This is a genomic window from Enterovirga sp. (genome assembly GCF_035325185.1).
Lineage (GTDB): Bacteria > Pseudomonadota > Alphaproteobacteria > Rhizobiales > Beijerinckiaceae > Enterovirga.
This window is the reverse complement of record NZ_DAOLAJ010000050.1, coordinates 21,363-27,564: the sequence shown is the minus strand read 5'-3', so window position 1 is coordinate 27,564 and position 6,202 is coordinate 21,363. Positions and strand designations below refer to the sequence as shown.

The 6,202-nt window shown below is 66.4% G+C and carries 4 protein-coding genes; all 4 read right to left on the bottom strand.

The window, feature by feature from the left end:
* The coding region (locus tag PKD06_RS11510; protein WP_324380320.1) for a hypothetical protein at window positions 1-3,181 on the bottom strand (3,181 nt) is incomplete at its 3' end.
* Window positions 3,181-3,447: a hypothetical protein gene (locus PKD06_RS11505; RefSeq protein WP_324380319.1), complete on the bottom strand. Its 267-nt coding sequence runs from the start codon at window positions 3,445-3,447 to the stop codon at window positions 3,181-3,183. The genes PKD06_RS11510 and PKD06_RS11505, both read right to left, overlap by 1 nt.
* Window positions 3,448-4,784: 1,337 nt before the next feature.
* Window positions 4,785-5,060 carry a hypothetical protein gene (locus PKD06_RS11500; RefSeq protein WP_324380318.1) on the bottom strand — a complete coding sequence of 92 codons (276 nt, stop codon included), beginning with the start codon at window positions 5,058-5,060 and terminating at the stop codon, window positions 4,785-4,787.
* 166 nt (window positions 5,061-5,226) lie between these two features.
* Entirely contained in the window at window positions 5,227-6,000 is a 774-nt protein-coding gene (locus PKD06_RS11495; protein ID WP_324380317.1) for a recombinase family protein, read from the bottom strand.
* Window positions 6,001-6,202 lie beyond the last annotated feature (202 nt).

Below are 6,202 nucleotides of genomic sequence, written 5' to 3'. Positions count from 1 at the left end.
CAAGAGACCAGAAGCCTTTATTCACCGTTAGCGGATCACCCCAAATATCCCGGCGTGGCGGCAGGCTCTCGGAGAAGCCGGGGACAGTTGCCTTGATTTGATCCACGAAGCTCCGGGCTTCCCGAAGATACGGATCGGGATTGATGAAGCGCAGTCCTGAAGAGAACGGCAGGAACCCGGCGGCGGTTCTACCTGCGAACCTCTCCGACTTATCTTCATCTGGGCTCAGAATTGCATCTATGGCTTGACCAAGGTTGCGGAGATAGGTCTTGGAGGCCATGCTCTGCATCAAACCGAGTGCAGCAGCCTGGGCAGCGGCGGCAGCCTTGGGGCCAAGGCCCTCCCCCTCGTGCTCCCGCATGGCGGTATCCATGAGGTCAGCCACAATGCCGAACGGCAGCCCCACCGGATCGAACCGCCCGAAGTCATAATAGGTGGTCGAGCCGTCAGCATGCCTTCTGGCGTAGGAGTAAGGCCGCCATCCGGTAGCTAAAAGCGCGGCTTTGAGCTTTGGGTCACGCGGGCCGCCTCCTGTGATGGTGCCGGTGGCTGCCAGATACCCGGAAAGCCCCATGAATAGACCGCCCATTGCCATCTGCCCTGCGGCCTGTGCTTGCGCTTCCGGTCCCATCGCCCCCCGGATCATCTGGCGATATTCCTCTTGGAGCCTATTCAAGAATGGCGTCATCTTGACACCGTACCGGAGCACATTGGCGGGGGTGCGGACGAAAGGCAGGACGAACTTGAGGGCAGGGTGGCGGTTGACGACGTCTTGGACGGTGTGCTCCCCCGTGCTCGGCAGGAGGTCTTGCTGAAAGGTTGCCACGCGGGCCTCGTGCAGGGCGGCAGCGTCCGTCCCCCGGCCGGCATCATCGAAGGCTTGGGACAGCTTGTGTCTTACGAATGCGTCCAGGTCGTCCCCGTGCAGCCCGGCCGATATCCCGTCCATGTGCGCGTTGGCCATGACTTTGGATCGGTAGACCACTTGCTTGACCAGCTCATCGGCCGCCCCGAGCGCTCGGGTTGGCGCCCCGATGGCTTTGGGGGCAGCTACCGCTATGACGTTGTGAAGGACGTTTCCAAGGCTGTCCCATTGGCGGAACCGAGCCCGCGCGGCGCTCGCCCCAAGGCCGCCTCCCGCGCCCCAGGCTTCCGTGTTGTGGGCGGAGAGCAAACCGTCTCCAAGCCGCCACGCCTCTAGGGCCGTCCCCCAGCTCTCATGCAATGAGGCTCCGAGATAGATGAGTTGCCGCCAGTTCTCCGCCCGGATGCGCTGGCCGGACTCTCCACCCACCTTGAAGGACCCTAAGATGCGCTCCAGCGGGCGGGCCCCGACCATGTAAAGATTGGTGGTGAGGTTCACGGCATGGGTGGTCGGATTCCACAGGAGATTGTTGACGTAGAGGAACTGCGCGGCGTCGAGTCCCCGGCGCCAGAGCGAAGGGGAAATCACTCGGCGGATGCCCTCTGGGTTGCCTTGCGTGGCTACGAGAAGCTTGGCGAGCGCGTCCCCGTCCAGGGTCTTGAGGGCGGCCACATCAGCGGCCTGGAGCTGGAACTCCGAGCGCATCCGCCGCATGGCCCGGCCGGCCGCTGAGCGCATTTCCTGAGCGGCCCCCAGGGCTGTGGCGGCAGCGGAAGTGGCCTCCTTGAGAGCTGCGACAGCGGCTTCCTTGGTCCCGTGCTCTCCGTAGAGCCCGAGGGTGATCCGCTGAGCCAGCGTGAAGCTGTCCTGCATAGCGCTGGACGCCACTCGGAAAGCCGCCTCCATATCGACAGCCATCGTACGGGCATTCGCTCCGGCGGCTTCGAGTTGGCCCAACAACATCTGCGGGTCCTCTCCCCACAGCGCCGCTCTCTGCCGGATCATCTGCTCCACCCGAGCGTCCGACAGAACGTCCACGGGGGGCACCCCCATCACGGAGGATACCTCCATCCCGCCCTTGGCCGCATCGGTCTCCCTTCGGATGGCATCCGCTAGGCGCCCCGTGAAGGCATCCAGGGCGCTCCCCGGCTGGCCGTCCACCGTCCCCATCATCTTCTGCCACGGGATGCGCTCCCCGCGGCCGAACACGTGGCCCGCATCCAGGGCGGCCCGCCAAGAGCCGTGCGTCTGAAGGGCCTCCGCGTCGGATCGGGCTGAGGAGAGGATGGCGGAGACCGTATCGTCCGAGACCTCGGTGACCTGCTTGGCCCGAGGCGGCAGGCCGTCAAGCCCGGCCTCCTTGGCGCCCTGGGTGGGGTTCTGGACGGTGCGGAGGTCGGAGGGGTCGGTAGCGACAGATGCCTCCTGATGGGTGCTGCCCCCGCGCTCCTGCGGCTCCACCACCCCCTTCACCGCCGCCTCAAGCTCCTCCTTCGCGCCCTTCTCCCCGGCCTGGGCGCCACGCACGGCCTTGTAGAGGCGCAGGGTCCCGGCGAACGTCCCGATCACCGCGGCGTCTAGCCCGATGCTCTCCAGGGCGTTCTTGATGCGCCCCTCCGCGGCGGTGTCTCCGGACTTGGCCGCGAGGTACTGCGACACCGGGTTGGCCAGGAAGGGGACGTGATCGTTGATGAGGTTGGACAGGCGTTCGCCGTGAGGATCGAAGGCCACTGCCCCCACCGCGGCGGCCTTGGCGCTCTCCCCTGCGATGGCCCCTGCGCGGCCCGTGGCGGCTGCCCCGGAGGCCAGGGCACCAGACACGCCAGGGACCATGAGCTTGGCGGCCCCGATCAGCTTCCCGGCACCGAGCAACCCCGTCGTGAACTGCGAGAGGGTGGAGACGAACCCGTAGCCAAGGCTCTCTTGCTTCAAGTTCCGGTTGAGGGCTTCGAGCCCTCTCCGGGTCTCGGACTTGTCGGCCTCGGCCGGGGTCCCAAGCAAGAAGTCCTTGGTCTGGAACAGAGCCTCCGCCCCTCCCGCCACGATGGCGCCGCCCACGCGGCCCGAAGAGCTGAGCCGAGAGACGTCTCCGAGGGATTGCTCGTAGGGGACTTGCGCCGGGATGGAGGTATCCTCCGTGGGCGTTCCTCCTTGAGCGCGTGCCCCCATCTCGAAGGGCGCTCCCCCCGCGGGGTCCGGCGCCTCAAGGCTTAAGGCCGGCAGCGCGTCGGTATTGGGGGAGGACGGTTGTATCGGCTGCGATGAAGACGATGAGGGGGCCGTAGCCAACAACTCATCGAAGAGCTTCGGGTCCATTACGCTTCCTCCCTCTCCGTGATGTCGCTGTCGCTATTGGTGCCGCTGCCCCTGTCGCTGTGGACTGCGTCGAGCAACCCGAAGGCTCTCTCCAGCACCGCCTTGTATTCGCGCTCGGTCAGGGTGAGGCCGGGAGAGCGGCGGTGGTTGGTCCGATAGTATTGAAGCGCCGTGGTGATGGCCTCAAGCCGGCCCCGGTGCGGGGACTTCTTGCGCCTTGTGCCAGCGTCAGCGTCGCCGGGGACGTGCCCCCTTGTGTCAGCCACCTGGGGCTCATCACCTCCCGTCAGCCAGAAGTTCCTTGGCGCTTGGTCGTGGTGGTCCGCGGTCAGGCTCTGCCTTGCCACCTCCCCCGCCCCCGCGTTGGTCACCAAGCGGCCGAGGGTCAGCCTCTGGTTCCCACCCCACGGGCGAACATATGCCCAGCCTGGGGCCCCTTCGTTCACCGAGCACCCGCCCCCGAAGGCAAGGAGGAGGTCCAGCATGAGGAAGACCTCGGGCGGGCACCAGCGCTCCGCCCGCTCCATGTTCCGGAGCTGAAAGCAGATGACGGGGCGGCCAGTGCCTGGGTCTGTACTTGTGCGGATGGTCCTAAAGGGACCGTGGGCTCCCACCGTGAGCAACCCTGCATGTGGGGGGCGCTGGGGGCCGGCTCTGTGTGCTTCCGCCTGGGCTAGATAGGTGAGCCTCGCGGAGAAGGCTTCGGGCGACATCGGGGGGTATCCGCGATGGCGGGTCTTGCGGTCGCCGGGATGGAGGCATCCTCCGGGAGTGCTTGTCGGAGAGCTTGGAGGCCGGCCGGTAGTCGAAGTACCGGGTGCCTCACTTGCGGTGGTGGCGATGGTCTGGCTCCTTGCGGTTCTTGGGGCCCGCCCCCGGTGGCCGTCACGGAGGATGCCTCCATCACGGGGGAAGCCCCCCTAGATCAGGGGCGGGGCGGGGCTTGGGGTTGGGGGCTTGAGGCTGGTCTAGCTCGGTCTATTCAATCACCGCCCTCGCTCATGGGGTGGAGCGTAAAGTGACCGACTAGGGCAATACTGATGGTATCTGCCGCATGAGGGCTTGAGGTATTGCCCCAGGTGGTGCGCCCATGCCTCCGAGTGGGTGGGGCATGGGGTGGCAGCCGGGGCGGTGGTGCTTGGGGTGGGGGCGCTAGGTAGGGGCGCTAAGTGGAGACCCCGAGCACAGACTTAGGTAGACCACTGTAAGCACAGAGGGGCGCCCCCTCAATACTGCTGACTAACTTGTTGCATATCCGCAACGGCTATAAGACCCATCTATCGAGCGGTGGTGGTGATACCGCGAGAAGAGAGCGTGCACAGTGTAGCCATCGTAGGGCCCGGCCTTGGGCGCCCCCTCATATACGTGGCTATAATTCTGCGTCAGCCTGCCGCACCCCACTGTCCCCTCCTGTACAAGTAGTTCATCGCCGTAGATGGCACAATATGCTGCGCACAGTACCAAGAGGTAATGGTGGAGCGGTGGTGACCGCGATAGAAGAGCAATGCTCTATGCACATACACAGAGCCGGACTTTGGGCGCCCCCTCATATACAAGGGGCTAATTTGTTGTATATCCGCAACACCCCGCCGCCCCGGCAGCGTCACCTCTTCGCCGGCTTCAAGCCCGCCGGCCTCCGGTTCAGCCGTCCAGCCGCCGCAAAGCGATACCCGCCGCCCCCTTCCTCGCCGTCGCCATCCTCCAAGTCCCCGTAAAGCGCCGCCAGCTCTTCCTCCGTCCTGGAGGTCTTCGCCGTCTCGGCCATCCCGGAGGGATCAACTCCGAGAATATCCGCGCATCCGACAACCCTGCTGTAGGGGCTGTACGTGGCTCCTGGAGGCACCACGGCCTGATGGTAGAAGTCCCCCGCGAAGCCCATGACCTGAAGCTCGGCGATGCGGTGCTGCGGGTCGCTGCTCGGTGCGGGTGCCGGGCGCTGCCGCCAAGAGCCGGCCCGGATGCCTCCTCGTATACAAGGCCCTAACTAGTTGTATATCCGCAACACTCCGCCGCACGCACAGCGAAAGCCGAGCACTCAGAGAGCCTTAGGCCGAAGCAAGGGTAGCGGCGGCAGCACCGCCCGCATTGCCCAGCCGCGCCAGCACCCGCGATACCTGGATTGGCGTCCAGCGCCCGCCACGTGGCGCCGGGATGCCGCGCTCATTCAGCCCCCGCGCCAGGGCCACGAGCGAGCCCTCTCCGTGCTCTCTGAGGGCCGCCAAGATCGGCGCGAGGTCCAATGCCCGAGCCTCCGCCCGTTGGCTCTGTGTGGCCCTCCCAGCGGCTCTATGCTCATCCGAGGGGAGAACCCCCCGATGCCCGCCGAGCCGGGTCCCTCTGGCCTTGGCGGCGGCGAGGGCGGCCTTGGTGCGGGCCGAGATCATCTGCGCTTCGTGCTCCGCCACCGCGGCGAGGATGTGGACCGTGAGGCGGTTGGCTTGAGGGAAATCCACGGCGGTGAACTCGACGCCGCTTTCCATCAGGTTCGACACGAAGGCGACGTTGCGGGCCAGCCGGTCCAGCTTCGCGATGATGAGGGTCGCGCCGTGCAGCCGGCAGAGGCGGAGGGCTTCCGCGAGCTTCGGCCGATCTGAGCGCTTGCCGCTCTCCACCTCCACCACCTCCCCGACAAGCCGCCAGGAGCCGCCGCCGCTGAGATAGCCCTGGACGGCTTCGCGCTGGGCTTCGAGCCCCAGCCCTGAGCTGCCCTGCTTGGCGGTGGAGACGCGGTAGTAGGCGACGAGCTTCCCCTCCGTGCGAGGGGGCGGAGGCGCCGCCGTGATGGGGGCAACCCCCGTGACGCGGGTGGGTCTGGCCATGGCTCAATGCTCCCCCGGCGCCGCGGATTAAACCTTGAACGTTGCCTGGAGCGTCAGCCCTGTGTGGGGGCATCGGCGGACCTCGACGCGGTACAGGTCCCCGTTTTCGCCCACCACGGCGTAGGACCGCAGGCGGACCATGCTGTGCCAGGAGGGCGGGAGGGATCGGACGGCGGGAGCGGGGTTGGTCATGGCTTTACGT

Bases quoted from the DNA above. Each gene is read 5' to 3' on its own strand.
- PKD06_RS11500 (WP_324380318.1), bottom strand. From the start codon at position 5,060: ATGGGCTTCGCGGGGGACTTCTACCATCAGGCCGTGGTGCCTCCAGGA.
- PKD06_RS11495 (WP_324380317.1), bottom strand. From the start codon at position 6,000: ATGGCCAGACCCACCCGCGTCACGGGGGTTGCCCCCATCACGGCGGCG.